A 23,669-nucleotide genomic window follows, 5' to 3' on the forward strand; every position below is an offset into this window, starting at 1 on the left:
TGTATCACTTCGATCAAGGTGATCAATGTTGCTGATTGATAGAGTGTGATCGATATTGCATGACTTTCCAGTTCATCTCCCGGATGATAGCTATCTCGATCAATGGCAACTACCAACATGACTGCTCCTTTTAGTGGTGTGCTTTCACCAGATCGATCAGCGTAGAGACATCAGCGGCTAACTGTCGAGTGCGCTTCTAGCCGAAACCTGCCGTACCAGGTCACCGCTTTCGGCCAAAAGCAGCCTGTCGCAACACCTAGAAAACTAGGTGCCACTCAGTCTGAATTCAACGGTGCAGCCAAACTGGGCCCCACAGATCAGGCTCTCTATACTGGCCTTCCAGGATGGTAAATAGAGCGCAAAAATATGCCCCTCACACCCAATCAAAATTCCCCAGTCGTTTTGGTCCTAGCTCAACAAAGCGACCTGGACAATCTTGTAGCCATTCGAATTGAGGCCATGCGCGAAAGTCTGGAGCGTGTTGGGCGATTTGATCCGGCGCGTGCGCGTGAGCGATTTCTTAGCGGTTTTGAGGCTCGCAACACACACTACATCGAGGTATCTGGAGAGAAGGTTGGTTTTGTAGTGGTCAAGCATCACCACAATGAACTCTTGCTCGACCATTTGTATGTGAGACCGAGCGCGCAAGGATCAGGTATAGGCTCCGTTGTTCTCACTCAGATTTTCAAAGTGGCGGATGAGGTTGCGCTCCCTATTAAAGTTGGAGCTCTCAAAGAAAGCGCTTCGAATCGCTTTTATATCCGCCATGGCTTCCAATTTGTCGAAAGCAGTGAATTCGACAATTATTATGTTCGTCAGAGCGTTCCGGCGGTTGGCCCAGATTGCTAGCTGGATGTGATGCACCTCAAGGTACGTTTTTACACACTCTGGGCTGAAAGCCGCCGTATCAGGCAGACCGTTTTCGGCCAATAGCTGCCCTTCGCGGGCGGGCAGAAATTGGCCATTTGCAGTCGTTAGCGACTGGGGCGGAGCGAAACGCAGTGGGCACAGGGATATCGTGGTAAGCGCCGCATTCTAGTACCTAGATCAGCATCCTCAATTTAGCTTTGGATCAAATCCTCTATAGCGTCCATACCCTGATTAGCGATAGGTCCTATACTAGCTTTTGCACGGTCTAGCCCATCTCTTACATGTCTTCTTATCAGACGTTCAGGTAAGTCTTTAAACTGTTCTCTTATGGTGCCCGCTTCAGCAATAAGCTCAGGTGTGAGTTGAGAAGCGTTGCCCAAAATCATCAATAACGGGAGATGTGACTCATCGGTTTTATTGACTTTTCGCCTCAACGGACCGATAGCTAGATAGTTTACTAGGAAATCTGCACTCATTACTGGCGAGTCTGGCGGTGGCTCGTTCATCATAGAGCGTAGTCGATTTTTTAAGTCGAATGTTTGTCTATCAACGGTCAACCACCAAGCGCTATAGCCGAAAGGCGATGCACGCTCTTGAATCCTCTTTTGCACGACTCCTGTATAACATTCAATATCGTGACTAACCAATCTTGATATGGCCATATCGTCTAAGGAAACGCCATATTTTTCCTGTCTTCGCTCATACCTCTCGAGCCAGATCTTCTGCAACGCACTCCTCAATTCAGTAGAGGCCTGCCTGCTTTCCTCCTCAAGACCGAGTGTTTCAATTCCGAACGTCTCATGCAGATATTCTGACAGGTCCTGAGTAGGCCTTGAGTCGCCTCGAAAATTACTGAGCCAGTCGGTGAAAGACCCGATTGAACGCCCACTCGACACAAACCGCTCGAGCAAATATGGAATCGCACCTTGCCATTGCGCACTTGGCATGCGCGCACAAGTTAATGATCTATTCATATGCCTTTCAATTTCTTCGATTACTCCAGGAGTTACGAAAAGCTTAAGGCCGACATCTAATGCAGTATCGATCATTCGCGTGAATCTACCCCTGCTATCCTCGCTCGATAGTAATGTATCCGAAATTAGCGGAAGAACTACAGTCGTGTCGAGCCAAAGAGTACCATGGGAGAACATTTTCTCTACTGCGCGTTGAACATCAGGTGTTTGTTGCAGAAATGCCATTAACGTGTAAGAGTCAGCAAGTGATCTCAGATACGCCTGAATAGGTGGCTCTTCGCTTAGCAAAAGCTCACGCACTCCAAGTTGAACTACGCTCAACCAATCAATCTGTGGTTCTTTATGCAACGTAGATTTTGCGAGCTCGGAAATTATTGTGGATTTAAAATCAGCGTCAGCAAGTGCGCCTAGCGAACCAGTTTGAACGGCTAATGCAAATGACTGACTTCGCTCGAAAAGTACGGCATCCATTACCGCGCGTAAAAGCCTGGATAACTCGGACTCGTACTGCAAGGGGATGCCTCGAACCGATGTCAGAAGCTTCGTGATGGATTTAATTGACTCCATAAGCTCAGTTTCCGCCAGCGCGTTTGCTGCCATAAACTCTTTAAATCTCACAACTTCAATATGGGACAGACAATATTCCCCACCAGGCCAACTCTTGATTGCTCCCTTCCCCAATCGAGATATAGCGGTGTCTACGTGAATACGAAGCTCTTCCGTCTTGTGTCTAGGGAAAACTTTTTCAATTCGAGAATATAGTTCAGCCTTTGATATACGGTTGTCAGAACTTGTCCCAATAAGAGCGGAGCGCACCATGGCTTCAAAAGCTAATTTAGTCAGCCCTTTTTCCCTAACATCGTCCTGCCACTGCAGTCCTAAAAACGTGAGCGCTGCAATTGCCTCGGGTGTATTCAATTCAGCACTTACGTGTGGGGTGACTTCATAGGACGCTAAATAAGGATCTACTATTGCGTGAGCCAATTCCTCCGCTGCGATCTGCCTTGATTGAGACTCATTTACCCGTTCGCAAAACCAGCTCTTATCGCGGATATCGAGCGACAATCCATGTTTGGTGCGAAATGTTTTCTTGAGGTCATCTGCATCTGCGCCGATTTGTTGATTGGTCACATACATAAGGACCAATGCATCGGGAAAGGTATCCTTAAGGCGGCGAACAGTTGCGTTAACCTTTGCACGCCAGTCTTTTGAGACTGAATACTGCGATAGCACCTTAGGATCTTCCACCGGAGCAAACAACTCTGAATCTCTACCGCCATCTCCAGACGGGCTCGCAACCGTGCGCAATTCATCAAACTCTGCTGCCAAGAATGTAGAAGCTAGACGTTCGAACGCAGCCCAATCAGCAGACTGAAGTCGATCCAAGGCTAACTCAAATCGTTTAGTTTTCACGCATGCTCCTTGGCAATCCAGCGCCAGCGTAGATTATAGATAGTTCGTTATCTCAGGCATTTTCATTTCACCAACGCCTTGGCTAGGTATCAACCAATCGATATACAGCATCATAGCCAAAGGACATCATGGTGCGTGGCCAATTGCATGGTAGCAGCCGAATTAGCTCTAGGTTGGTTCGCAGACGTTCACGTGGGCAGCGCTAGGCATACACCCTACTCGAAGAGATACAGGTCTGGTGTAAAGTTGTAGTTTGGCAGCACTTAGCGTTCGATTTGGGGCGAGAGCAGGTGCTCAAAAACGACTGCTTTTGGCCGTCAGCGACCGTTTGCGAACGTCCGCTATTGGCCGAAAGTAGCCGCACCGCTACAGTTCGTCGCTTCATCCTCGCCCACCAGGCACCACTCGATTACTGTACATGCATACAGCACTTGTACAGCGAATTACGCAGCATGAATTTCGACCAAGCGAAAACCCTCCGACTTAAGCAATGGCGCGCCACACTCGACGACCAAGACTTCCGTATGCAAAACCCTGAAGGCCACCGGGAAACACTCCATGCGATGGCTGCGGCGCTGCATGGCGAAGGACTGATTGATCAGCTTGAGCAGTTCGACATGGGCGAAATGGCAGACGCCGCTTACTGGCACGCAGTCGAGGAGTTGCAGAACTCGCCGGGCCAGTACCGCGGAGCGTCGACCTATGACGTCGTGCGGATCGACAACGGAGAGTTGTTGGGCACGATCAGCCGCTCAATCTTCGACTTCGCAACGACCGAGCCGCGCGGCGCGTCATCTTCCTATGACGGCAAGGTTTACTCGGGCCCAGAGGGGATACGCCTGAATCTAGGGCTTTCCCGGAATGTCGGCACTATTACGGGGCTGATTTTGGAGATGCACGGGCGGCGGTACCAATTGATCGAAACGCAGCGGATGATCCGCGGCATTTGCCACAACCCCATCGACGACCCGGACACTTACCGAGCGATGGTTGATGCGGCTCAGATTGCCCGGGAGAACCGGGATCTGCGCGTCATTGAAAAGGTGCGACCTCACATCGAGTCAGCAGCCTTCTGCATCTGCCCTGCCTGCCTCGATCGCTTTGGTACGCGTGATGACTGTCCGACCTGCACCGGAAAAGGTTTTGTGACGAAGTCGAAGACAGCAGGCCCTCCTTGAAAGCTAAATTCAGAATCTAGCTCGGCACGCCTTCAATCCCGGCTTAGTGACGGCCATGAACAGGTCCATTGAATTGATCTAATGGACCGATGCTAGATCGGGCTGCCAATCACCCTCAAGAAACATTTAGTAATATCTATTAAGCAGCACCAATCTTGCCTAGATGACGACAATCAAGAATGATATGCAATATCGATCACTGAATTGTTATCGAGACCCATAAACAAATCTTTTATAACCGCATTAATAGGGAAATTAAGCATGGGCGCACCTGCACCTGTAGTTTTAAGTCCAACTTTCGTTTACCCCGATGACAGCACTTGGATGACTGATCCATTTTGGCAGAGCGATTGGTGGAACAGCCCCACCTTATATTATCCGACCTTCGTACCAGGCGTAACCGAAGGGGCTGCTGAAACGGTAAATGACACTCTTTATGAAAGCCATATCAAAGCGATCACAGGCCAGAGCAAGTTTGTATTCGAGTTAAAATTACTGGATAAAGCTCTAAACAAAGGCGACGCTCTAAGCGCGACTTTAGATGTTTGGCAGTTTGTTGGAAAAATTCCAGCCTACTACATGACCTACCAAGACTGGCAATACGACCCATATTTTAAAAGCCAGATAGCAGCATATTCTACTGCAGACGACTGGCAAAGCAAGGGCATGTCAAGCAGAGATGCAATTATCAAAGTAAGCGATGACAAACTTGCCGGCCACACCAACTACTACGGAAATGACAACCATCTATCCGGCGGAATATTCAGCCCAGTAAAAGCGATGGAGAACTATCTGTTCGGAAATGGAGCGCAGATGAATGTCGACATCAACTCCATTCAAATGAATGTAAAATCAAGCGAACTTCCACTCTTGACTCAGCACATACAATTCACCAACGCACCAGGCACTTATCATATTTCGGATCCAAAAGTACAATACAATACATTTGACGACAGCATCGCAACAGGTTCGCTGCTTGGAAGAATCACACTAAACGTTGAAGGTGACTTCATCAGGCACGAAAATGGATCATGGAGTTTTTCAGGCGGCGCGCGAGCCTATCACGACGTTTTTGATTTCAACGCCAGTAACCGTGGTATGGTTGCGGAGACAGCTACAACGCTGGGAGCCGCTTTTGAAGGTACCGCGTTCGAAATTGATATCTACGGCACCCACCAGATCAATCTTGTCGGCGTTGGTAACGTTCCGTTAGACTGACGCAATGCGCGCTCGATTGGAATCACTATGAAAAAGAAAGATAAAGTTATCGCAATCTTATACCCATTGGCTTTGCTTATTGTCTCAGCAATAGGCACCACCATATTAATAAACAGCTACTCCACAGAAAAGTATAGCAGCGATGCAGATTCTTTGATCATCCCGCTCTCAGCAATAGCGCTCACACTTCTGGCGCAACTACTGCTTTTTACGTTTCAGCTACCCTACTACAAACATTCACTATCAACTCCTGAAAAACCCTTATTCAAAAAAACCATCGCTGTGTTGTCATCAATTGCCTCTTTGGCAATCTATGCATGGATCATTGAATTTTGGGATGGAACGATCAACCTCAGCCTGCAAATCATATATATCATTGCAGCAATCGCGTTCTGCGGACTGCAATATAGAGTATATAAAAAGCAGTAACACCAAATCACTTCTGGACTAAGCGCTCGGGTAGGTGCCATACCTACCCGAACGCTTTTCATTTAAAACTAGAAATACTCTTCGCGTATGTTTGGCACGCCTGCAACGCAATCAGTCCGCGGTCGCCTTGATTGGTAATGGCGATAATTCGTTGAGCATGCGCCGGGTCAAGTCGGGCTCGTACGGTTGCATGATCCACGCCGCCGGCGCCGGAGGTGGCTGACACCCCACAGCCTTTGGCAGCGTCGGTTGCGTCGAGGAGGACTGACAACCGCAAATCAGAAGTGGCAAGGCGATCGCGCAGGCGATCTTGGTCACGTTGAGCATCGGTCATTTTCCTGAAGTGGGTTTGCTCGCTGGCTGCCAAGCGCTGCTCGAGCGCCAGACGTTTGTCCTGCTCGGCTTGCTGCGCGGTGGCGGCGGCCTGGGTCAGTTGATTCATGCCGTCGGCGTGCAGCCGCGCCAGCTCAGCCAACTGCCCGCCGTAGCGCCAACCCTGAAACTGCCAAGCACTGCCGGCGCCGATCAGCACCAGCAACAGCACTCCGACCAACTTCCACGGCACGACCATCACGGAACATCCTTGAAGAAGACGTGACCGCCCAGCTTCAGGGTCTGATTCGCCTTCGCCGCCCAAGCCGGCGCCTTGATACTGACCGCGTAGTAGTGCGTGGCGCCACCGGTGGGATCCGGTACCGCGCCATCGATCACCTTGTCAGCGGCGATCCGGCATTGCGCCAGTTCGCGGAACGGGATCTGCTTCACGCCGATCAGAAACTGATAGTTCGGGTCGGTCTTGTTCCAGCAGCTGAACTGGTACGGCTTTTGGCACACGCCGGCGTAGCCCTCGCCCCACCACGAATTCGTCTTTCCATCGAACACACGATTGCGGATCGCCCAGGCCACGGCGATCTGGCCGGCCGTGCCTTCGCCGCGAGCCTCGCCCCACAGAGTGCGGGCAAGGATGTCGCGGTCTCTTTCGGTTGCAGTCATCACTTTTCTCCAGGCAAAAAAAATCCCGCTCAATGGCGGGTTGCAGGTGTCTCTGAAAATCAGCTCGGTTCGACGGGCCAAACAATGTTCGTGGGATAGCCAGGCTCATCTGGCAGCCGATTCAAAGCCACGCGGTACTTCTTCCACGCTTTCAGCAGCGCGACCTCGGCAGCAGTAGCGTCGTCAATGTCCACCGCATCTTGAAGCGGCGCGATCGCCTTATCAGCAATGACGCGCCGACGGGAGTTTTCCCCAACCACTGAAGCCAACACCCGCTTAGCCTCGGCTTCCGCCTTGATGGCCTTTGTAATGAGTTCGGACCAGTCGATATTCATGCGTGAAGCTCCCCTTCCAGTTCTTCGAGGACTTCCGTCGCTGGTGGCTCAGGCAATGACTGAGGCAGCCACACCGGGCCGTCAGGAACATCGACCAGCGGCTGCGGAAAGGCTTGCTCGGGGCTGTAGTTAAACGGCAATGGCAAAATGATGGTCATTTCCAGATCGCCATCGACGTTTTCCACCGGCCCTACAAACCAGCTGGACTTCACGGCGCCCAGCGGTAGCGTGTCCCCTGCCGACATTGCAGAAAAGTCGAATGCCTCACCGTTGATGGTCAGTACAGCGCCAGCGCGCGACATCGACAATGTGTCATCCCGACGCTGGGGAGAAAGATTGATTTTCATTATTTCCACCTGCCTACGGCCAAAAAGAAACAGTTGAAGGTGCCGGTATAGACACCACCCGCAGGGTCGAACACCAAAAACGAACCGAGTGTCGGGGACGTCGCGTCAGCTGGTGAGGTGGTCGTGAACTTGCCGGCGCCCCTCGCCCCCATAAACACCGAAGGCGTCGATGCAAAACCTACCGGGTAGGCCCAGTTTTGAGTGCCAATGATGCCGCCGCCATAGCCGGAGTTCATCGCGATAGAGAGCCCGGTAATGAGCAACCAGCAAAACATGGTGCCGTCGGCAAACTTTGTGTATTGGCCGTTCGCACTCGATCCGGCTTCGATAATCGCGCCAGTGGGAGCTCCGGCTACCCAAGACACCGTGCCAACGATTGGCGCCACAGCGGCAGAGCCAAGGCCCAGCCCAGTGCGCGCAGCCGCTTGAGTTGTCGCGCCGGTACCGCCTTGCGCCACAGGTAAGGCCGCGGGGAGTGCGATGGGGCTGCCGCTTGCGCCCATCGCAGCATAAAGCTCGTCGAAGTTACTCTGCGCTTTAGTAAATGCGCTGCGTGGCGTATCGCCGCCCACGCCTGTGGGGGCGGTGCCGAGATTAATCGTCTGCTTACTCATTTGATCACTCTGGTTTTTGGTCAATAAAAAACCCGCCTTGGCGGGTCTTTGTGAGGGATAGCCGCTAAAGCGGTCGCATAGGTCGGGCTGCAAAAGTGGTTCTGCCGTTCTTAGCAGTACCACCTTCGGAACTCACCATTGCGCCCACATAGCCATTCAGCGTTGTGCGCAAGCCGGCGTGAAAACCACACGGCGCCTGAAGCGTCGTGTTGCCGTTGTAGATCTTTCCGCCGAGCAAAGTGGAGGCCAGAAAATAATCGTCATAGGAGCCCGTCCACGGCATCTGGCAACCGCTCCAGTAAATCCCGGAAACCTCTCCGCCGCGACTGTCCAGCGACCAGCCTTCGTTTACAGGCAAGCCAGTCATTACCAGCAGGTTGTCCGCACCCACAAAAATTTGCTCATTGGCCGCGTTGCGCAGTCGCAGATCGTATTCGCTGGGCGCAGCTGTCGAGCGAAACGTTGCGACCAGCCATCGGCCGCTACAGTCAGAGCTGTTGAACGGAGCCATCAGATGCAGCTTGAAATAGAAGCCAGTCCAGTTTCCCGGTTCGCCCATTTGTACCAACGAGTGGTACATGCCTTGGTTGTTCGGATTCATGAAAACGTGCGGCGCTTCAGCGGTGGTTATGGGCGACGGGTACGTGATCACGGCTTGGGTGATGGTTACCGGTGCGGCAGGTGGCTTTCCGATCGTGTAGGTGCCGGAAGCGGCCACGTTCAGCACCCTGTTATCGCTGTCGATCTGAAAGAAGTTCTGCCCATTTCTGGACCTGAATCCATAGTCCATGCCGGCCCCTATTGGTAGGTGAGGATGAAAACATTGAGTACAAGCCCTGCCCCGCGGCGAACCCGAAGCTGCCCTGTCGACCAGAATACGGATGGAAGAACCGCGTTTTCATTGGTCGGATCGGGCAGCGTCACGCACACGAACGACTGTGCGGTGATTTCGGGCATGGCGAGATAGCTGGTGAAGTCGCTGGTGATGGGCGGGACGGTGACCTGCCTGGTGATGATCGACCGGACCGTCATGATCGAAGACTCAAGAGTCACCACGCCCGATGCGTTTTTCGTTCTCGCGCCGTAGTAGTCCATTACGTCATCTTCCCCAGAGCGGCGCGCTCGATGTAGTTCAAGTCATACACGTAGATCCCGTTGTTGTTGAGGAGCGTGTAACCGGTACTGGATTGGCCGCGCAGAGTGAACGTACCCGCCGGAATGTTGATTTCCAGTAGCGGCAATCCTTGGTTGTTCAGAGCCGCCGACTTGAGTGTCATACCCAGAATCAACTCCTTGATGAACGCCGTGTTGATGAACGCTTGGTTGATGAATACTTGCCCGTCTTGCACCACAAACGGCGCCGTGGGACTTCCACCCAACCCGTTCACGACCGCGAAGCGATCCGCACTGACCAGGAACTGGCTCTGCAAACCCGCCGGCCCGTTCTCGATGCCTAGACCAATTCCCGCTGCGACATATCGACCGTTGGAATCGATCTGCATCTTCACCGACCACATAGCCGAGGCTTTGCCATCCAATGCAACCTGCGCCTGACTGACCTGCTGAATGACAGCGCTGTTCTTGCCCATCTCGACTTGCACGGTGTCGACACGCTTGCCAGTGGCCACATCGCCCTCGATTACCGCGGACTGCAATGACCAAACGCCAACGAAGGCTTGCGTCGATCCCGCGTAACCTTCGGTTTCACCCGCCAGAGGTGGATTGACCTGCGCGAATACACCATCGACCTTTTCCGAAATCGCATCAACTTCACCCGTAACAACCTGGATACGGTTATTGACCGAGCCGGGTAGATCAGCGGGGCCATCGATCAACTCGATACGGTCACTCAGATGTTTGCCCAGCGCCGACTCGCCAATTTGGCCAGAGAAGTATTTTTCGTACTCAGTCTGATCAGAGCTGGCCTGACCATTGACGCCTACACCCTGCGGGTACCAAGGGCCGATGTTGCCGGTACGGTCCACCAGGCGCGCCCAGAAGAAGAAACTCGCCCCCGCCAGAATGCCCTGCATTTCATGCGATGCCTGCGGATAGGCGAAGTCACCGAGCTTGATCGCATCATCCCGAGATGTCGTCTTGCTGTACCAGATCTCGGTTCGCTGGGTGTCCTCTGCGCCGGGCGGGAAGCCCCACGCCATTCTGATGCCGTAGACAAGGCTGGCTGGAGTCAGAAAAGACACCGCCGGCGGTAATCCTTCCTTCCCTTTCAGATTGGTCAGGATCGAGTTGCGCCAGATCGACGAGATGTCGAACGCACTCACCGCCCGGACGCGGGCCACGTAAGCACCGGCGTAAATGCCGACCACGTCGACGCTGGTCATTCCGGTGCGTTGGAGCTTGATCCAGTTGCCGCTGTCCTTGCGCCACTCCACGTCATAGCCGACTGCGCCGGGCACAGCGGGCCAACTGATGGACATCGTGGCCACGGCCAAGCCTTGCGACACAACCGAGTTCGCCGTCAGTGTCACGTTTGCCGGTGGAGGAACAACGGTGATTGGAATTACGCTGATAGGCCGCTCTTCAAGGCGCGCGCCGGTATCGATGTGCGCAAATTTGCTTGGGTCGTACTGGACAGCCGAGATCTCAAACACACCCGGCTCAGGACGAGATACTGCCGTAACCCGATACAACGGCACAGCAAGGTCATCTGCATCCAGTGCCCAGACCAGTTCGGGCTCCGGTGTCACCGAGTAATTGGCCGTGACAGTGATCACGCGGCCCGCAACCGATTGCACGGTGCGTCCTTCGCAGGTGCCGTTCGGCAGGTTCAGGATCAGCCGATCACCAGCCTTGGCTTGGGTGTCGCGATCCAGTTTTATAGTGCGTCCAGCGACTTCCGAAATACGCCCACCAATTGGACGACCAGCAAGCAGTTCATCAGCAACTGGGATCACATATCCTGGCAGAGGAATGCGACCATCAAGGCCAACCTTGAAGGTGATTGCACGATCTCGTGAGTTTGTCAGCAGAGCCCACTTACCGCGACGCTGCGCCTCCGACTCTCGGGTACAACCGATCGCACTGATTTCAAGTGGGTTGTCGCCATAACGCCGTTGAAGCTTGGGGTCAGTTACGGCCGTGACATCGGTGTCGTAGTTGTTCGACGGATTGTCGTAGCTGATCAGGGCGCGGCTGTATCGAGTGCGCTCTGAGGCACTCGAGTAGGTGAATTTGCCATCAATAACGTTCGCCCTGGTGTAGGCGAAATCGAAGTCGGTGGCACGCGGCATATCCGAAAGCGAAAACACTTGGCCTTGGGCCCAATAGGTCATGCCTCGGTAGATCGCAGAGATATCGCGCAGCAGCGACCAGGCGTCAGCCTTGCCTTGCAGGTTCAAGCTGCAAAGGAACCGAGGCTCCTGGCCACCCTTCCCGTCCGGTACCAACTGGTCGCAATACTGAGCGATCCGGTACAGCTCCCATTTGTCGACTTGCCACGGTTTGATCCGCCGACCAAGGCCAAAGCGGTCACTGACGGTAATGTCGTACGTCATCCACGCGGGGTTATCCGACCACGCCTGTTTGAATGTGCCGTCCCAGATCCCGGTATAGCTCCGCGTTTCCGGGTTGTAGTTGCTCGGCACCGGCAGCTTTTTCAGTTGGGTGTCGACAGTCACGGCCGGGATATTGCGGAACTGCTCTGCGGAAAACTCGATGTAGAGCAGCGCGGTATTCGGGTACCGAAGCTTCGCGTCGATCACCTCAGTGAAGCCCGCGATGTTCATCGTGTCAGCGATTTTGTTGGGGTTGTTCTGGTTCGGTGTAATTCGCGTGACGCGCATCAGCCAACCGCTTGTGGCGGTAGGCAAGTCAATGCGGCGGGTGCGCTCATAAGTGCTTCCGGTTTTTCCGTCGACCGCCTCAGACAGTACCTGCTGGTACGCGCCGCCGTCGGTGGCAAGTTCGACCTTGTACTCAATCCGGTAGCCATTCACATTGCCGCTTGCATCGACAGCTTGCAGCATTGGCCAGGCGAAGCGCAGGCGCACTGCCGACAGATCCGTATTGGCGATAGCTCGAACCCACGGCGTCCCGCTGCGCAACTCAATGCCGAGAGTGGTTTCGTTCTCTACCGACGGGATGCCTTGGATGTAGTCCTGCTCAATTGAGCCATTGCGATACTCAAACTTCACGTTAGGGAAGTTCATGTTGCCTTGCGGATCTTGCAGTGGCGTGTTGTCGAGATAGATGTCCCGAGCGGTGGGATTGCCGGCAAACTCACCCTCACCCATTGCGATCAGCATTTTTGCTACGGCCACAGAGCGCAGGCTATCCGGCGCCTCGGTCGGCGTCTTTGGCTTGCTGCTGCCGCCCTTCTCGCCGTGAACTTCCATTTGCAGAGCTGCGCCCATGCTTTCCTCCAGGCAATAAAAAACCGCCTCTTGGGCGGTTGCGGTGTTCGTTCGGTAGGCTACATCTGGTCTTCGGCGTAGATCGCGGCGCTGATGATTGCTCCGCCCACCCGACGCTTGCCGTAACAGAGTGGGACCGGGTTACCAGACGCAGTAGTGTTCTTGGCGCTGCCGAAGGCGTAGCCGGGGGTGTTTTCGGGGGACGCGCTGGTTTTCAGGCCACCGGCCTGCGGACTGAGCATTTGAATGACGCCACCGGCGACCAAGCCAATACCGGCGCCTATAAGAGGAGTACCGAACGGAGTCGCGGAGAAAATGACACCCACAACAATCAATATAGCGCCGACGATGGTTTGCAATACGCCGCCGCGCTTACTGCCTACAACCACTGGCGCAATTCGTATATCGCCACTGCCGTTATAGTTCAGTTCTTTCTCCCCAATGTTCCGCTTGTCTCGAAAAACGGCAAACTCTAAGCCTCGAGACTTGGCGTTTGATAGAAAACGCTCAAAGCCAGGTATCTGTACACACAACGCTTTGATCGCTTCGGCTGGCGACCTAACCGAAAGCCTAAAGGACTTTCCAAACTGCCGAAGCTGGCCATAGAGTCGAATGGTCGTCATCGGCTGATAGTTGATTACTGATTCCTGCATCGGTTTCTCCGGACAATAAAAAACCGCCCGAAGGCGGCCTTATGAGTTTCGTTTTCAGTTGTAGTCGACGTATGGCCCCAAGTAAAAACCTGCCATATCACCGCTGATTCGGTACAAGCTTTCTTTGCCGGGCTGAACTGATGCTGAGATAGTCCGGATGGCAGCGCCCGCGCACAGTCCAGAGCCCGCTAGACCGGCACCAAGGTTTGGCGTTCCAGGAGGCAAGTAGAAGGTAGCTCTCTGCCCCGTGCCAATTTTCGCTGCTTTGCGGCCATCAACGTAAACGACGATATCGCATCCCGACCCGACCGCGCCGGAGTCGCGCACGACTGTGATTTTACCGCTTTCCCCTGAAGGCTTGGACTGGAAGGCATAGGCCTCATCCGCCGGAACAGGTTGCGCATCTCGAACAGAAATTGCAGTTGAGGCACACCCCGCCAACAGCGCTACCGCCAAAGCTCCTATCAAAATCCGCATATTTATTCCTCTTGGCTTTGCACGCTGAAGGTGCAGAAATAGAACGAGATTTTTTCGTCCTCAATATCCCTCAGCTCGTACCGGATTCGATCCAGACCGTCGTCAATGCGAGTCACGACGAGGTCCATGAATTGGGTTAGTCCGCCACCGAAGCCGCTTAGGTTCAGTGCGCTGACGTCTTGGAAGTTGACCGTCACCGCGCCTGTCTCTGGATCGTCAGAAGAAGACATCGTCAGTGCTAGGCTGTACTTAAAATCCTGCATTTCGACTTTCATTGAGACGACACAGTTGTGCTCGAAGAGAAGCTCGTTTAAACGAGAGACGCCATCCATGCAGGTCACTCCTGTGGAAATCTGGGCAATGTAGAGCACCCGATGAACCGATGCAAAAAGCCCAGCGCAAGACAGGGCTCAGCGATACGCCTCACCTGTGCCTGGTGGGCTCTGACTTCTCCGTCAACAATGAGTCGATGACTCTGCCTGAAGAATCAAACCGCGCGGTGAACGCTTGACTCTTATAGCCGACCCCTAAAAAACCCGACCGAACATAGACCCAGCCAACCATCTTGTTTCCACTTGCGTCTTCGGTAAGTAGATAGGGTGGCCCAAAGCGATTCAGGAGCTCTTCCCGAGTGGTTACCCCTTTGGTTATTTGATCGGTGTCCGAATGGGATATAGGTCGTCCGACGGTCTTGCAAGCCGACAATACGCATACCAAAGCAAACACAAGAAACTGACGCATCAACTGCTTTTTCCGTTTTTGAAGATAGCCTCTCATCATACCGAGAATGCTTGCCCTGGCCATAGACACTGTCCAGGCATCCAGCGTGGATGAAAGGACAGTGGAAGAATTGGATCCATAAGTAGTAGCGTTGTGCCTTATTTTTCCAGAAGGATTGTGGATGGATCTCGCTACTGATTTGCCTAGTTACAAAGATCTGTATCTCCCTGTTCTGGTCGCTCTGGCTTTTTGGGGCTTCAAAAAAGCTTTCGTTCCCGCACAGTTCGCCACGCGGAGAGCCTTCCGACGGTCTCGATGCAAAGAGCTGAGAAAGGCGAAAGCGATTCGTGTCGATGCCTTCGCTGTACAGCGACAGCTTCAAAAAGAAGGCGCGCTTTTTGTAGCTTTCATGTTGTCAGCGATCGTATCGATGGGGATCATGTTAGTCGCGCTTCAAACTACCACTTCAACAAGTCGAATCATTTACCAACTTGTTTACATGGGTCCACCGCTCGCGCTAGAGGTGTGGTGGTTATCGCAGAAAACGTTTGTCGAGACGCTCCTTCAAGAAGCAGGTCGCCTTGGGCATGGTTTCACGAGAACCATCCCCTCCAGATATCTCTCTCTGAGGCGAGCAAAAGATCGCGAAGTACGGCAAGAACAAATCAGGATCGCGAAGAAAACGGCGACCACTTGGAAGCAAATCAAACAATGCTGATTGACTACAAATAACCAGTCCTTTGACTGCAAGCCCAAGGACTGCGATTGCGCCAATTTCGGCGCGTTTATGATCTGGAGGTCAAAGATGCAACCAACAAGATTCAGCTATCTGCTGATGTCGGAAGATGACAATGCCATGATGGTGATTGTGCAAGCTGCCGTAGGCAATGAAACCCGGCACAACCACAAAGGTCTTCACGCCTTCAAATCCGATCAGACATTTGCGCAAATTCACGCGGACCTGAAGAATGCAAGCCAAGAGTTTGCACTTATTCAAGTTGAAGATATTGCTTATCAAACTAGTGACGGGGCGTTACAAGGGACTCTGGCTCACCTCTATTGAGGTCGAAACTTCCCACCTGTGTATATGACTTTTCCGCCTCTTACTTCAATTGAGGCACCCTCTGTAAGGTGATACGGGCCGCTGAGGACGTACTCGGCGCGCCCGTCCTGCACATCAATTCCCACCGGATCACCGTCTGGTCGATGCCCCAGTTTTTGTCGCCAAGCAATTGCCGGCTGATACGGGTCTGTATTTTTCATAGGTTCTCCTGCGGCCAAGCCGCATCATTTGATTGATTTTGCATCTTTGTGCCTGAGGATTAGGCGCGCGCGGTCCAGCCAAGGCCCGCCGAAGACAATGACCTCGGACGGCCTGCCGTACAGATGGTGCAGCAGGAACGGCCCGGGGCCGAAGGTTGCTGCATCCTCTCCAGGCAGTACCGGATCGGTGCCGAGGAAGATGCCGGCGTGGTTCGGGTAAACCGTCCGCCCTACTTCCATCACGATCATGTCGCCGCGCTGCGGCTGGTCAACGCGGTAGAAGCCGGCGGCCTCGTAGTTCGCTTCGTACAGGCTGGCGTTGTCCTTGCTCTCCCACCAGCCATCGGCGCGCTTGAAGGCCTCGAACTCCAGCCTCCATTCGCGCTTGTACCAATCGGCGCAGACCTGCCAGCAGTCCCAGGCACCGTGCACGAATGGTCGTTTGAGCAGCGGCACATCGCCGGTCGGAACGATGGTACGCAGATCGCCCTCGGGCCAACTGAGGATGTGCCACGGCAGCGCGGTGGCTTCGCACATGGCCAGGTCGCGCGGCGAAGGCCGGCTGGTGGCATCCGGATGCGAGTGCACCACACCGATCACCTCGCCGACGTCCTCGGCCGCTGCGTATTGCTCGGGATCGATCCGGAACTCTTCGTTCGGCTCGGTCGAGACATTGCGGCACGGGTAGTACTGCTGCTTGCGACCCACGGCCAGCAGCAGCCCGCAGCACTCTTTCGGGTATTCGGCCGCCGCGTGCGCCTGGATCGCGCTCAAGATGTGCTTGCGCATGGTCAGCTCCGTGCAATAAGAGAAACGGCTGGAAAGCCACCGTGTGGAAGCTGGTTGTTTTCGCCGAAGCGCAACTTGCAGGACTTCAATCCGCCCTTGCACTCGTCTTTGCTGGGGTCGTCGACGGGATTGTCATCGTCATCAAACATCGCCCCGCCGGTGTAGTTGCAGTTAGGCCCACGATAGCCGCCGGTCATGGCCCAGTGGCAGAAGGTCGTCATCTGCCGCCCGGGCAGCCCGTGGTTGTCGATCTCGCCCGGAGACGAAAGCTCCCACTGGACAACCTCGCCGTCTTCGCCTGTTTTCTGGTCGATGAACCAGATTTCCAGCGCCTCTTGCGTCGGGTCTGCTGTCGGATTTCCTTCCGGGAAGTTCGCAGCATCCAGATACTGAGCCAGCGTCTCGCGCACGGTCAGTTGAAACTTCAGCAAGTCATCGAAGGCCAGGCACAGCGCGGTGATTCGTCCGTTGACGTTGCCAGCCATGAAAGTCGGCCGGGTGGCGCTGCCATTACTGTCCGCGCCGATACCCTCAATCTGAACTGGCCACGCCGCATACTCATTGCCTTGCCAGAAGATCGACTTCGCTGGCAGCTCATCAACTGAACCTTCATAAGCCAGCAGCTCTTCGGGTGTATGCGGGATTGCGTGAGCATGGAACCGCAGAATATCCGCACCATATTCAGTGCCGTCGATTTCGAACAGGCGAATCTCGCCGCCGGGCTCCAGTTTCTGGATGTCCGTGATCAGTGCCATACGGCGTTACCTCAGGGGTGAAATGTTTGTTCGAATGTAACGGTCAGTGTGTAAACCGATCCGCCTTTGTGGGACGGCTGAAAGCCGGTGCATTTGTAGAGACCAAGTTCGCCGAGCGGCGGCGTCCAAAGGAATGCCTTTGCACCTTTATGGCGTCGAAGGAAGGCGATGATCTCTTTGATCCTCGACGAGCTCCCGGTATAGCTGACAGGCCATGACTGCTGCTCATTGTTGATGCCGTCAGAAACAGCTTGGCCGTAACCATCTCCGAACTGCTTTGTCCGCGTGCGCTGCTTGATATCGCCGGACGCACCCTTCTCCGTCGGCCAAGTGAATCGCTCAATTGCCATGAATCACCCCGTAATGGCTCGGTTGATTTTCCCGCCCCGCCGAAGGTCAACGCTCACCAGCTTTTGATAGCGCTGATCTACGAAGTCAGCTAGGTCCTTGCCAAACTGCTCGTAAGCCGGATCGTCAGCGGAGGAGCTGGTCGAGCCATCGCTGGCCACCGTGACTTGCACGCTGATTTGCGTAGATCCAGCAGCACCGCCGCCCATAGCGCGAACGCCGAGAGCGCCGCTTGATGTCCTGGTCAAAGGCATGATTGCCTCTGGCCCAGCCTCACCCATCACGCCTGTCCGCCCCCCTGCCATCCCGAAAGCTATTGGCGTACTGACAACGCTGTTGGTGAAAGCGCCACCGTTGGCGAACATCTGCGCGCCACCACTCCAAACGCCACCCATGGCTTGAATGCTACCCGGCGTGAAGCTGGACAAATCGGTTCCGGTATAGCCCGCAGTGGTAGAGCCGGCAGAGGCCGTGCTGCCGCCAAAGTAGGAACCAGCAGCAGACACACCGACACCCACTAGCGAACTGAGCAAGCCAGATGCAGCTTGCCGCGTAGCGATACGCGCCATGTCCGCCAAAATCGACTTGGTAAAGTCGGCGAACGACAGCTTCCCGGTCATGGCGAAGTTGACGATCGCGTCTTCCATCGAGCTGAAGGCGTTGGTGAAAAGGCTTTTGGTTTGCCCGGCTACGTCTCGCGCAGAGTCGAGGTAGTTCTGCCACGCTGAGAATGCGCCGGCGCTCCAGTCACCTTGAGCCGCTGTCATCTCGTCATAGTTGGCTTGGACGGTGTCGTGCAGATCCTGTTGTGTGGTTTTGAGCGCCGCCAGTTTCTGGGTGTACTCATCGAGGCTCATGCCTCGCGAGCCGTCACCGTACTGGTTGGCCAGATCGAGCTTTTGCTGGTTGAAGCGGTCGTCGATGGCGTTCTGCTGATCCGTCAGCCCGCGCTCCCGATCACCTTGACCAAGTCCTGCCGCAGCCCGTTGGCCCTGCTGACGCAACGTGTCGACTTGCTGCTGCAACGCGCTGGTGTAGGTTTGAACGGCCTGCTCCTGTTTCCTCAGCCTGCCCTGTTCATTCTTCGCCAGTACATCGAGCTCGCTATCCGCCGCCTTCTGCGCCTTGACCATATCGGTGCGAGCGTCGGCGATCTTTTGGTCGAGTTGAATGCGCTGCTCGGCCGTAGTGCTGGCCTTGGACTTCGCGGCTTCCAGCGCTGCGATCTCCGCCTCGTACGCAGTGGTGATCTCGTCTCGCTCGTTACCGATCAACGCCTCGCGCTTGAGCAAATATTCCTGTTGCGAGATCAGCCCAGCCTTCTGCGCGGCATCCAGTTGTTTCTGGATGTTCGCGTATTCGGCTTGGATTTCCTTCAGGGCATTCTGCGCCGCGTTATAGCCGGTGAGGTCGACGGCGCCGGCCGAGGGGCCCTTCTGATCTTTGTTTTTGTCCTTGATGTTCTGCAGTGTTTTGGCGACGAAATTAGCCTGAACCTTTGGGTCATCGGGGTTGGCCTTTCTCAAAACCTCAACGTCACGGAGGTAGGCTTTCGTCAGCTTGTCGCGCTTTTCGGCATTGGTCAGGTTCGAGTCGCTGATCTGCTTGAGTCGCTGCTCAGCTTCGACCCCCTCTTTCTGAGTTCGGACCTCATCCTCTTTCGCCTTTACCCGCTGCTCGCCGGTGAACAACATGAGCTGGAGTTGATACAACTCTTGTTTTGAGTCCGCGAGTTTCTTTGCTGCATCGGTGTCGTTGGGGTCAGCATTAACAGCGCTTTGCGCGTAGGCCACGCTCTGGGTGAGCTCGGTAATGCGCTGCACCGGGCCTGCTTCCCGACCAATGCTCTTGAGCGCATCCAGCGATTTTTTGGCTTCATCGGTGATGCCCTTCCAGGCCTTCTCAATGGTGCCGAGGTTGTCGGTGATCTCGGTGGAGCGATTCTTGACCGTATCGGCGTAGGTGTCGGTCAACAACTTGGCTGCGCCGATGGTGTCGCCCTGCTCTTTCAGCGCGACGATCTGCGAGTAAACGGAAGCAGTCAGGAAGTGGTATTGATCATTCAGCTCTTTCGCCGCTGCGACTGGGTCCTTTGCGATTTTGACGAACTCTGCAATGGTCGCGTCCACGGATTTCCCCGTGGCGTCTTCCATGGCAGCTGCGGCGTCTGCAATACCCTTGAAGCTTTCTCCGGCAATTACTCCAGAGCCAGCCAAGAGCGCAAGCGAAGCAGCAGCCTCGCTTGTTGTGCCATTGGTGGCACTGACTTGCTGTGCCAAGTCGGCCAGTTTTCCCGCCGACGAGCCTGCTGCATTGCCTGTCAGGATGAGAGCTTTGTTGTATTCGTCAGCCTCTTTGCTGCCTTGGCTATACCCGTAAATCAGGGCCCCTATTGCTGCCACCGCAGCGACCACTGCGGCGGCCATCCCCAACAGGCTCGCTGAAGCGCTAGTCACGCTTGGGGTGATCGCACCGACAGCTCGTTGCGCGTTCTCAGCGGCTTCTGCCGCAGTGTTTGAGCTTTCGGCCAGATCAGACAGGCTTTCGCCCGCCTCGCCCGCGTTGTCGGCAACATCCTTGGCGTTGGTAGCGATACCAGCGAGTGACTCACCCAGCACCGCCGCACCAGCGCCACCGGTGAAAAGCGAGCGGAATTTGTCCTTCAGTGCTTCAAGGGTGGCGCCGACACCGCCGAATGAGTCTTTGATCTGCCCACCCTGCTGGATGAGTACCAACAGCGGGTTTTGCCCACCGGCCAGGCTGGTGAAAATATCCGTGAATTGCGAAGGAAGCTGCCGCAGCGCCGCTTCGGTCTGCTTCGAACTGGTCCCCGTCTTTTTTAGCCCCTCGTCGAAGTCGCCCAACTTCTGCCGGGACGCATCAATGCGGGTCGAGTATTCGCGGAACGTATCGGGATCAATGAGGCCGGCTGTCTTGTACTTCTGCAACTGCGCCTGCTGCTGGTCCAGCTTGTCGAGCGCGGCAATCGCAGGATTGATTTTGCCCAGCAGAGCTTGCAGGCCTTCAGCCTGAACGCCAGTGGCTGCGGCGGCTTTCTTCGCCGCCTCAGCCTCTTTATCCGTCGAGCCGACCAGTGCATCCGATTCGGCCTGCAAGCGCCGTTTCAGTGCCGCCAGGCTGCTGACCGAGGATCCTGACGCATCCATTGCCGACGCGTTCGTGCTGATACTGGTGGTCAGGCGCTGGTAATAGTCGCTCGACTCCAGCGAGGCCTTGGCCATCGCCGTCAAGCGCTTCATGGCGTCGTCGGTGGATTCGGAAAGCTTGCCTTCGGCCGAGGCCAAGCCAGTGGATGCAGTCGCCGCCTTGTCGAAACCAGCAGCAACACCATCTGCCGCTTTCTCAGCCTTGGCGCCGGCCTGCGCGAGGCGCTCCAGATCCGTGGTGGCCTGGACTGCCTCGCCCGAATCAACGGCAAGGCCTAATTGCGCAATTGTGCCCGACATGAGTGCTCCATTACTTCGATTCGCTCATGACGAGCAGGGCCTCGACCTCCATAGCCTGAAGGTCTGGGAAGATCTCTCTGAGTTGTTTTCTGGATGTGCCGACGAAGTCGGAGACGTCTCGAAGAACTGTGTAATCAAGGCCGGTAGCCCCGCCCATGCCGGTGCGCCACTGAGTGGACATGGCGTTGAAGACCACGAAGGCCGGCCAGTTTTCAGCCAACACTTCGCACTCTTCCTCGGGAATATCTGAGATAGACAATCCGAACGCCGCCAGATCCGCTTCAGATGGCCCCGGCTCGTACATCAGGCGTGCGACCTTTGTCAGTTTCCCAATCGGGCCGCCGAGAAGGCCTTCTGATAGGCATCGACAATCGCATCACCGGCGCCGGCCGAGGTTTCCACAAGAGCACGGATCGATTCCGGGTTCAGTTTGTCCTCGAAGCCCCAGCCCGTGACCAGTTGAGTGATCTGCTCGATCTGCCGTTCGACGTGGGAGTCGGTAATCTCGACGAGCGTGAGGTCATCACCTTTGGCCTTGAAGCGCTCCTGGTCTTCCTTCGCGCTTTCCTGCCACCCGGCGAACAGGACTGCCAGTTCTTTGCGATCGCGGTACTTGAACTCGAACGGGACCTTGATCGTGGTGCCGCCAACGCGAGGAATATCGACGTCGGCTTTGAACGTGGGGTTTTGGGCGATTTTAAATTTGGCCATGGTTTACACCGCCGACGCATAGCGAGCCGGGCGACCGGTCAGCGCCACGCTGATAACGCGAGTCATCAGGTTGTTGCGCGACATGGTCGGAGTCGACGTGATCGACACGTAGCCGTTGTAAACGATGCTGCTGCCGCCCGGCAGATTCAGGCGCAGAACACGCGACTGCTTGTCATCGTCGGCGGCCTCGCAGATATCGACGTAGGGCTTGGAAGGATCGTCGGCCACCGTGATGGAAAGCGTGATCGGGTTCTTGGTGGTCGGCATCTGCCGATCATCATCGTCAGCCAGGAAGCCGAACGTCAGAAACTGCTGATCGCCACCGGTGGAGTTCAGTTCGGTGATCTGCGAGATCTCGGTGAACGAGGTCACTTCGCGTGCCGAGCCGACGCCGGAGCCTGCCGGATATTGCTGAACGTTGGTGGTGTTCACGCCGCCCAGCGCGAAGGTGCCGCTGGCGATATCGGCAACGCGAACGGCTCGACCGTCGAGGCGCGTCCAGCCGGAGTTAACCGCGATGATGTCGCCTTCTGCCAGGCCATGCGCCGCTGCAGTAGCCACTGCCGGGTTCGCATTGCTCAGCGAGGTGAACGGGATTGCTGTGCCGTAGGCGGAAGCAATTTCAAAGGTTGCGCCGTTGGGCATTTGAATGCCGGCCATGGGATTTTCCTCTTCTCAGAAATGACAAAACCCGCTCAAAGGCGGGTTCTGGATTTGCCCAATGGGCGGTTTAGTTGGTGTCGGCTCGGTACTGGAACGACACCGGCACGGTGAAAGTTGTGTCATCCGGCATGCCCAGGCCTTGGTCGACTGGTGTCATGGTCACCACGGTCAATGCGCCCTTTTTGTTTCGCTCGTACAGCGGGAAAAGCGCAGTGATCTGGTCAGCCAATGCTCCGGCCGCACCACGGAACTTGCCCGATGGCGTCACGATGCTGACTTGAAACACGCCGGTGTACATCCTGTGGTCGCCGCCAAGCGTGTTGCTCGCGGTGTCGGCCGGCAGCGTGTAAGCCCTCAGGTACGTAGCGTCGGCAACGGGCGTGAAGGCCTCATTCTCGACGACAACCTTCAGCGGTACCGGCAACGCTTTCGCCCATGCGATCAGCCTTGCCTCGTAGATCGAGGCGATGAGGTTATGACTCATACCTGGTTGTTCCTGATGGCCTCCAGCACGATCTGCTGGAAGCGGGCCACGGTGATGCGAACCATCCCGCCGGGTGCCTGGGTCGAATGCCCGAACTCCAGAGGGATGGCGTAGCCAAGGCTGTTGGTGATGTAGCAGGTATCCCCCGCCTTGAACTCAATGGCGCCGGCAACGATTCGCGCCGTGGATTTGGCACCGCTCGGATCGACTTCGTCGGTCGTTGTGCTATCCGGTGATCCGATGCAGAACATCCAGTTGCCGCGGAACCGGCCGCCGACGTAGCCACTTGGCGCAGTGATATCCATGCCGTCTTTCAGCTTGCGCCCAGGCTTCAACCTGCCCGTCTTTGTCAGGTTGGTCGGATCGTTGCGCAAGCCGCTGTTGTGGTCGTCCACCGCCTTGTTGTACTGGCTCGCGACGGCGTTCTGCGCCCAGATTTCAGGGTTGCCCACCGGAGACATGCGGATGACGCTGTTGCCGAGTTCGATGATGATCTCGCGAAGGCTGGCGTCAATGGCTTCCGTGGCTTGGGTCGCGAATTCGGCGAGGCTCAGTGCAAAACTGCCAGACTGCCCGGAGTACTTGGATGCCATCT

General features: G+C 55.3%; 27 protein-coding genes. 6 read left to right on the top strand and 21 right to left on the bottom strand.

The features are described from left to right. Nucleotides 1-366: 366 nt before the first annotated feature. On the top strand, nt 367-849 hold the full coding sequence (locus ACIOWE_RS10305) for a GNAT family N-acetyltransferase (protein ID WP_401390560.1): 483 nt from the start codon (nt 367-369) through the stop codon (nt 847-849). Nucleotides 850-1,061: 212 nt separating this feature from the next. Here ACIOWE_RS10305 and ACIOWE_RS10310 read toward each other — a convergent pair whose 3' ends face one another. Further along, complete coding sequence (locus ACIOWE_RS10310; RefSeq protein ID WP_401390563.1) at nt 1,062-3,257, bottom strand: hypothetical protein; 2,196 nt, start codon at nt 3,255-3,257, stop codon at nt 1,062-1,064. A gap of 452 nt (nt 3,258-3,709) precedes the next feature. On the opposite strand from ACIOWE_RS10310, the gene ACIOWE_RS10315 reads away from it, so the two are divergent. The 3 genes from ACIOWE_RS10315 to ACIOWE_RS10325 all read left to right on the top strand — a co-directional run bounded on the left by ACIOWE_RS10315 (nt 3,710) and on the right by ACIOWE_RS10325 (nt 6,082). Further along, nucleotides 3,710-4,435, top strand: coding sequence for a hypothetical protein (locus tag ACIOWE_RS10315; protein ID WP_401390566.1), 726 nt, complete (start codon nt 3,710-3,712; stop codon nt 4,433-4,435). 261 nt (nt 4,436-4,696) lie between these two features. Then, on the top strand, nt 4,697-5,653 hold the full coding sequence (locus ACIOWE_RS10320; protein WP_401390569.1) for a lipid II-degrading bacteriocin: 957 nt from the start codon (nt 4,697-4,699) through the stop codon (nt 5,651-5,653). A 27-nt stretch (nt 5,654-5,680) separates the two neighbouring features. After that, nucleotides 5,681-6,082: a hypothetical protein gene (locus tag ACIOWE_RS10325; protein ID WP_401390572.1), complete on the top strand. Its 402-nt coding sequence runs from the start codon at nt 5,681-5,683 to the stop codon at nt 6,080-6,082. A 58-nt stretch (nt 6,083-6,140) separates the two neighbouring features. Here ACIOWE_RS10325 and ACIOWE_RS10330 read toward each other — a convergent pair whose 3' ends face one another. From ACIOWE_RS10330 to ACIOWE_RS10380, 11 genes are all read right to left on the bottom strand, one after another. Next, on the bottom strand, nt 6,141-6,653 hold the full coding sequence (locus tag ACIOWE_RS10330) for a lysis protein (protein ID WP_401390575.1): 513 nt from the start codon (nt 6,651-6,653) through the stop codon (nt 6,141-6,143). Continuing rightward, nucleotides 6,653-7,075 carry a cell wall hydrolase gene (locus ACIOWE_RS10335; RefSeq protein WP_401390578.1) on the bottom strand — a complete coding sequence of 141 codons (423 nt, stop codon included), beginning with the start codon at nt 7,073-7,075 and terminating at the stop codon, nt 6,653-6,655. Before ACIOWE_RS10335 ends, ACIOWE_RS10330 begins: the two co-directional genes overlap by 1 nt. Nucleotides 7,076-7,134: 59 nt before the next feature. Further along, nucleotides 7,135-7,410, bottom strand: a complete 276-nt coding sequence (locus tag ACIOWE_RS10340; protein WP_401390581.1) for a tail fiber assembly protein — start codon at nt 7,408-7,410, stop codon at nt 7,135-7,137. Continuing rightward, nucleotides 7,407-7,757: a hypothetical protein gene (locus ACIOWE_RS10345; protein ID WP_401390584.1), complete on the bottom strand. Its 351-nt coding sequence runs from the start codon at nt 7,755-7,757 to the stop codon at nt 7,407-7,409. The genes ACIOWE_RS10340 and ACIOWE_RS10345 overlap by 4 nt, the downstream gene beginning before the upstream one ends. Then, nucleotides 7,757-8,371 carry a hypothetical protein gene (locus ACIOWE_RS10350; RefSeq protein WP_401390586.1) on the bottom strand — a complete coding sequence of 205 codons (615 nt, stop codon included), beginning with the start codon at nt 8,369-8,371 and terminating at the stop codon, nt 7,757-7,759. The genes ACIOWE_RS10345 and ACIOWE_RS10350 overlap by 1 nt, the downstream gene beginning before the upstream one ends. A 64-nt stretch (nt 8,372-8,435) precedes the next feature. After that, a complete protein-coding gene (locus ACIOWE_RS10355) occupies nt 8,436-9,161 on the bottom strand; it encodes a hypothetical protein (protein ID WP_401390589.1) in 726 nt (241 codons plus the stop codon). Between the two features lie 8 nt (nt 9,162-9,169). Then, complete coding sequence (locus tag ACIOWE_RS10360) at nt 9,170-9,466, bottom strand: hypothetical protein (protein ID WP_401390592.1); 297 nt, start codon at nt 9,464-9,466, stop codon at nt 9,170-9,172. Further along, entirely contained in the window at nt 9,466-12,744 is a 3,279-nt protein-coding gene (locus tag ACIOWE_RS10365; protein WP_401390595.1) for a host specificity protein J, read from the bottom strand. The genes ACIOWE_RS10360 and ACIOWE_RS10365 overlap by 1 nt, the downstream gene beginning before the upstream one ends. A gap of 59 nt (nt 12,745-12,803) precedes the next feature. After that, entirely contained in the window at nt 12,804-13,397 is a 594-nt protein-coding gene (locus ACIOWE_RS10370; protein ID WP_401390598.1) for a tail assembly protein, read from the bottom strand. Between the two features lie 54 nt (nt 13,398-13,451). Beyond that, nucleotides 13,452-13,874, bottom strand: coding sequence for a hypothetical protein (locus ACIOWE_RS10375; protein ID WP_401390601.1), 423 nt, complete (start codon nt 13,872-13,874; stop codon nt 13,452-13,454). Between the two features lie 2 nt (nt 13,875-13,876). Next, nucleotides 13,877-14,206 carry a hypothetical protein gene (locus ACIOWE_RS10380; RefSeq protein ID WP_401296639.1) on the bottom strand — a complete coding sequence of 110 codons (330 nt, stop codon included), beginning with the start codon at nt 14,204-14,206 and terminating at the stop codon, nt 13,877-13,879. A gap of 569 nt (nt 14,207-14,775) precedes the next feature. Here ACIOWE_RS10380 and ACIOWE_RS10385 point away from each other — a divergent pair. Both ACIOWE_RS10385 and ACIOWE_RS10390 read left to right on the top strand, forming a co-directional pair. After that, the gene (locus ACIOWE_RS10385) at nt 14,776-15,312 is read left to right on the top strand and encodes a hypothetical protein (protein ID WP_401296641.1); all 537 of its coding nucleotides are present in this window, start codon (nt 14,776-14,778) and stop codon (nt 15,310-15,312) included. Between the two features lie 87 nt (nt 15,313-15,399). After that, nucleotides 15,400-15,657: a hypothetical protein gene (locus ACIOWE_RS10390; protein ID WP_401390604.1), complete on the top strand. Its 258-nt coding sequence runs from the start codon at nt 15,400-15,402 to the stop codon at nt 15,655-15,657. Between the two features lie 224 nt (nt 15,658-15,881). On the opposite strand, the gene ACIOWE_RS10395 is transcribed toward ACIOWE_RS10390, so the two are convergent. The 9 genes from ACIOWE_RS10395 to ACIOWE_RS10435 form a co-directional block, all read right to left on the bottom strand. Continuing rightward, nucleotides 15,882-16,646 carry a C40 family peptidase gene (locus tag ACIOWE_RS10395; protein ID WP_401390607.1) on the bottom strand — a complete coding sequence of 255 codons (765 nt, stop codon included), beginning with the start codon at nt 16,644-16,646 and terminating at the stop codon, nt 15,882-15,884. A 2-nt stretch (nt 16,647-16,648) separates the two neighbouring features. After that, a complete protein-coding gene (locus ACIOWE_RS10400) occupies nt 16,649-17,401 on the bottom strand; it encodes a phage minor tail protein L (RefSeq protein ID WP_401390610.1) in 753 nt (250 codons plus the stop codon). Nucleotides 17,402-17,412: 11 nt separating this feature from the next. Next, on the bottom strand, nt 17,413-17,751 hold the full coding sequence (locus ACIOWE_RS10405; RefSeq protein ID WP_401390612.1) for a phage tail protein: 339 nt from the start codon (nt 17,749-17,751) through the stop codon (nt 17,413-17,415). A gap of 3 nt (nt 17,752-17,754) precedes the next feature. Then, entirely contained in the window at nt 17,755-21,216 is a 3,462-nt protein-coding gene (locus ACIOWE_RS10410) for a phage tail tape measure protein (protein ID WP_401390615.1), read from the bottom strand. Nucleotides 21,217-21,226: 10 nt separating this feature from the next. Then, complete coding sequence (locus tag ACIOWE_RS10415) at nt 21,227-21,520, bottom strand: DUF1799 domain-containing protein (RefSeq protein ID WP_401390618.1); 294 nt, start codon at nt 21,518-21,520, stop codon at nt 21,227-21,229. Between the two features lie 17 nt (nt 21,521-21,537). Continuing rightward, on the bottom strand, nt 21,538-21,927 hold the full coding sequence (locus ACIOWE_RS10420; RefSeq protein WP_401390620.1) for a phage tail assembly chaperone: 390 nt from the start codon (nt 21,925-21,927) through the stop codon (nt 21,538-21,540). A gap of 3 nt (nt 21,928-21,930) precedes the next feature. Further along, nucleotides 21,931-22,587 carry a phage tail protein gene (locus tag ACIOWE_RS10425; RefSeq protein ID WP_401390622.1) on the bottom strand — a complete coding sequence of 219 codons (657 nt, stop codon included), beginning with the start codon at nt 22,585-22,587 and terminating at the stop codon, nt 21,931-21,933. 70 nt (nt 22,588-22,657) lie between these two features. Further along, nucleotides 22,658-23,074, bottom strand: coding sequence for a phage tail terminator-like protein (locus ACIOWE_RS10430; protein ID WP_401390625.1), 417 nt, complete (start codon nt 23,072-23,074; stop codon nt 22,658-22,660). After that, nucleotides 23,071-23,667, bottom strand: a complete 597-nt coding sequence (locus tag ACIOWE_RS10435) for a hypothetical protein (protein ID WP_401390628.1) — start codon at nt 23,665-23,667, stop codon at nt 23,071-23,073. Before ACIOWE_RS10435 ends, ACIOWE_RS10430 begins: the two co-directional genes overlap by 4 nt. Nucleotides 23,668-23,669: the final 2 nt, after the last annotated feature.

Origin of the sequence: Pseudomonas sp. NPDC087598, assembly GCF_044743525.1 — a bacterium.
Classification (GTDB): Bacteria; Pseudomonadota; Gammaproteobacteria; order Pseudomonadales; family Pseudomonadaceae; genus Aquipseudomonas.

Bases quoted from the DNA above. Each gene is read 5' to 3' on its own strand.
- ACIOWE_RS10305 (WP_401390560.1), top strand. From the start codon at position 367: ATGCCCCTCACACCCAATCAAAATTCCCCAGTCGTTTTGGTCCTAGCT.
- ACIOWE_RS10315 (WP_401390566.1), top strand. From the start codon at position 3,710: ATGAATTTCGACCAAGCGAAAACCCTCCGACTTAAGCAATGGCGCGCC.
- ACIOWE_RS10320 (WP_401390569.1), top strand. From the start codon at position 4,697: ATGGGCGCACCTGCACCTGTAGTTTTAAGTCCAACTTTCGTTTACCCC.
- ACIOWE_RS10325 (WP_401390572.1), top strand. From the start codon at position 5,681: ATGAAAAAGAAAGATAAAGTTATCGCAATCTTATACCCATTGGCTTTG.
- ACIOWE_RS10330 (WP_401390575.1), bottom strand. From the start codon at position 6,653: ATGGTCGTGCCGTGGAAGTTGGTCGGAGTGCTGTTGCTGGTGCTGATC.
- ACIOWE_RS10335 (WP_401390578.1), bottom strand. From the start codon at position 7,075: ATGACTGCAACCGAAAGAGACCGCGACATCCTTGCCCGCACTCTGTGG.
- ACIOWE_RS10340 (WP_401390581.1), bottom strand. From the start codon at position 7,410: ATGAATATCGACTGGTCCGAACTCATTACAAAGGCCATCAAGGCGGAA.
- ACIOWE_RS10345 (WP_401390584.1), bottom strand. From the start codon at position 7,757: ATGAAAATCAATCTTTCTCCCCAGCGTCGGGATGACACATTGTCGATG.
- ACIOWE_RS10350 (WP_401390586.1), bottom strand. From the start codon at position 8,371: ATGAGTAAGCAGACGATTAATCTCGGCACCGCCCCCACAGGCGTGGGC.
- ACIOWE_RS10355 (WP_401390589.1), bottom strand. From the start codon at position 9,161: ATGGACTATGGATTCAGGTCCAGAAATGGGCAGAACTTCTTTCAGATC.
- ACIOWE_RS10360 (WP_401390592.1), bottom strand. From the start codon at position 9,466: ATGGACTACTACGGCGCGAGAACGAAAAACGCATCGGGCGTGGTGACT.
- ACIOWE_RS10365 (WP_401390595.1), bottom strand. From the start codon at position 12,744: ATGGGCGCAGCTCTGCAAATGGAAGTTCACGGCGAGAAGGGCGGCAGC.
- ACIOWE_RS10370 (WP_401390598.1), bottom strand. From the start codon at position 13,397: ATGCAGGAATCAGTAATCAACTATCAGCCGATGACGACCATTCGACTC.
- ACIOWE_RS10375 (WP_401390601.1), bottom strand. From the start codon at position 13,874: ATGCGGATTTTGATAGGAGCTTTGGCGGTAGCGCTGTTGGCGGGGTGT.
- ACIOWE_RS10380 (WP_401296639.1), bottom strand. From the start codon at position 14,206: ATGGATGGCGTCTCTCGTTTAAACGAGCTTCTCTTCGAGCACAACTGT.
- ACIOWE_RS10385 (WP_401296641.1), top strand. From the start codon at position 14,776: ATGGATCTCGCTACTGATTTGCCTAGTTACAAAGATCTGTATCTCCCT.
- ACIOWE_RS10390 (WP_401390604.1), top strand. From the start codon at position 15,400: ATGCAACCAACAAGATTCAGCTATCTGCTGATGTCGGAAGATGACAAT.
- ACIOWE_RS10395 (WP_401390607.1), bottom strand. From the start codon at position 16,646: ATGCGCAAGCACATCTTGAGCGCGATCCAGGCGCACGCGGCGGCCGAA.
- ACIOWE_RS10400 (WP_401390610.1), bottom strand. From the start codon at position 17,401: ATGGCACTGATCACGGACATCCAGAAACTGGAGCCCGGCGGCGAGATT.
- ACIOWE_RS10405 (WP_401390612.1), bottom strand. From the start codon at position 17,751: ATGGCAATTGAGCGATTCACTTGGCCGACGGAGAAGGGTGCGTCCGGC.
- ACIOWE_RS10410 (WP_401390615.1), bottom strand. From the start codon at position 21,216: ATGTCGGGCACAATTGCGCAATTAGGCCTTGCCGTTGATTCGGGCGAG.
- ACIOWE_RS10415 (WP_401390618.1), bottom strand. From the start codon at position 21,520: ATGTACGAGCCGGGGCCATCTGAAGCGGATCTGGCGGCGTTCGGATTG.
- ACIOWE_RS10420 (WP_401390620.1), bottom strand. From the start codon at position 21,927: ATGGCCAAATTTAAAATCGCCCAAAACCCCACGTTCAAAGCCGACGTC.
- ACIOWE_RS10425 (WP_401390622.1), bottom strand. From the start codon at position 22,587: ATGGCCGGCATTCAAATGCCCAACGGCGCAACCTTTGAAATTGCTTCC.
- ACIOWE_RS10430 (WP_401390625.1), bottom strand. From the start codon at position 23,074: ATGAGTCATAACCTCATCGCCTCGATCTACGAGGCAAGGCTGATCGCA.
- ACIOWE_RS10435 (WP_401390628.1), bottom strand. From the start codon at position 23,667: ATGGCATCCAAGTACTCCGGGCAGTCTGGCAGTTTTGCACTGAGCCTC.